2 rRNA genes (1 of these 2 cut by a window edge) are annotated in these 2,500 nt (G+C 52.5%); both read left to right on the top strand.

Annotation, left to right across the window (positions count from 1 at the left end):
* Positions 1-2,189 (top strand): 23S ribosomal RNA (locus PPL9_RS11120) (it extends 542 nt beyond the left edge of the window).
* A gap of 150 nt (positions 2,190-2,339) precedes the next feature.
* A 5S ribosomal RNA gene (gene rrf / locus PPL9_RS11115) occupies positions 2,340-2,454 on the top strand.
* Positions 2,455-2,500 lie beyond the last annotated feature (46 nt).

Below are 2,500 nucleotides of genomic sequence, written 5' to 3'. Positions count from 1 at the left end.
TATAATGGGTCAGCGACTTAATTTAACGAGCAAGCTTAAGCCGATAGGTGTAGGCGTAGCGAAAGCGAGTCTGAATAGGGCGTTTTAGTTCGTTGGATTAGACCCGAAACCGAGTGATCTAGCCATGAGCAGGTTGAAGGTGCAGTAACATGCACTGGAGGACCGAACCCACGAATGTTGAAAAATTCGGGGATGACTTGTGGCTAGGGGTGAAAGGCCAATCAAACTCGGAAATAGCTGGTTCTCCGCGAAATCTATTTAGGTAGAGCGTCCTGTGAATACTCCTGGGGGTAGAGCACTGGATGGGCTATGGGGGCTCACCGCCTTACTGATCCTAACCAAACTCCGAATACCAGGAAGTACTGCAGGGCAGACACACAGTGGGTGCTAACGTCCATTGTGGAGAGGGAAACAACCCTGACCGCCAGTTAAGGTCCCTAAGTTATGGCTAAGTGGGAAAGGATGTAGAGATCCCAAAACAACCAGGATGTTGGCTTAGAAGCAGCCATCATTTAAAGAAAGCGTAACAGCTCACTGGTCTAAATAAGGGTCTCCGCGCCGAAAATGTACCGGGGCTAAAGCCATACACCGAAACTGCGGGCTTGTCTTTGACAAGCGGTAGCGGAGCGTTCTGTAAGCTGATGAAGGTGGACCCGTGAGGGCTGCTGGAAGTATCAGAAGTGCGAATGCTGACATGAGTAACGATAAAGAGGGTGAGAGACCTTCTCGCCGAAAGTCCAAGGGTTCCTGCGCAACGCTAATCGGCGCAGGGTTAGCCGGCCCCTAAGGCGAGGCCGAAAGGCGTAGTCGATGGGAACGGGGTTAATATTCCCCGGCCAGTGGGTAGTGACGGATGCCGTGTATCGTATCTCCTTATTGGATTGGAGATGCGGTGAAGGTGTTCCTGGAAATAGCTCCCACGCTAAGACCGTACCCGAAACCGACACAGGTGGACAGGTAGAGTATACCAAGGCGCTTGAGAGAACTGTGCTGAAGGAACTCGGCAAATTGCTCCCGTAAGTTCGCGAGAAGGGAGCCCAATACGAAGGCAACTTTGTATTGGGGGCACAGAATAGGGGGTTGCGACTGTTTATCAAAAACACAGGGCTCTGCGAAGCCGCAAGGCGACGTATAGGGTCTGACGCCTGCCCGGTGCTGGAAGGTTAAGAGGAGGTGTGCAAGCACCGAATTGAAGCCCCAGTAAACGGCGGCCGTAACTATAACGGTCCTAAGGTAGCGAAATTCCTTGTCGGGTAAGTTCCGACCTGCACGAATGGCGTAACGACTTCCCCGCTGTCTCCAGCACAGACTCAGTGAAATTGAATTCCCCGTGAAGATGCGGGGTTCCTGCGGTCAGACGGAAAGACCCCGTGCACCTTTACTACAGCTTCACACTGGTATTCGTGATGACATGTGTAGGATAGGTGGTAGACGTTGAAACCAAGGCGCCAGCTTTGGTGGAGTCATCCTTGAAATACCACCCTTGTCCTCATGGATATCTAACCGCGGTACTACAATACCCGGGACCGTGTGTGGCGGGTAGTTTGACTGGGGCGGTCGCCTCCCAAATGGTAACGGAGGCGCGCGAAGGTAGGCTCAGAGCGGTCGGAAATCGCTCGTTGAGTGCAATGGCATAAGCCTGCCTGACTGCGAGACTGACAAGTCGAGCAGAGACGAAAGTCGGTCATAGTGATCCGGTGGTCCCTCGTGGAAGGGCCATCGCTCAACGGATAAAAGGTACGCCGGGGATAACAGGCTGATGATGCCCAAGAGTCCATATCGACGGCATTGTTTGGCACCTCGATGTCGGCTCATCACATCCTGGGGCTGGAGCAGGTCCCAAGGGTTTGGCTGTTCGCCAATTAAAGTGGTACGTGAGCTGGGTTCAGAACGTCGCGAGACAGTTCGGTCCCTATCTGCCGTGGGTGTAGGAAATTTGAGAGGATCTGTCCCTAGTACGAGAGGACCGGGATGGACGAACCTCTGGTGGACCTGTTGTGGCGCCAGCCGCATTGCAGGGTAGCTATGTTCGGAATGGATAACCGCTGAAGGCATCTAAGCGGGAAACCAACCTCAAAACTAGATATCCCTTGAGAGCCGTGGAAGACCACCACGTTGATAGGAGGCATGTGGAAGAGGGGTAACTCTCGAAGCTGAGCCTTACTAATAGTTCGATTGATCTTGATCACTCCCATTAAGCTATAATCATAAATATGAGATAGCCAACAAAACAAAGCTAAAACTTGGATAACAACAACAGACACTTCGCAGAAGTGTCCTGACACTCTAAAAAGAGTGGCATCTCAGACCAGTTCACAAGTCAGTGTGACTTATTCCTGCCCGGTGGCTATGGCGGGGCGCCCCCACCCGATCCCATCCCGAACTCGGAAGTGAAACGCCCCTGCGCCAATGGTACTTCGTCTTAAGACGCGGGAGAGTAGGGCGCCGCCGGGCATGAATAAATCACATCGACTAAATCTCTACAAAACAATCAGAACAA

Origin of the sequence: Pseudovibrio sp. POLY-S9 (assembly GCF_001431305.1) — a bacterium.
GTDB lineage: Bacteria > Pseudomonadota > Alphaproteobacteria > Rhizobiales > Stappiaceae > Pseudovibrio.
This window is presented reverse-complemented; position numbering and strand designations above follow the sequence as displayed.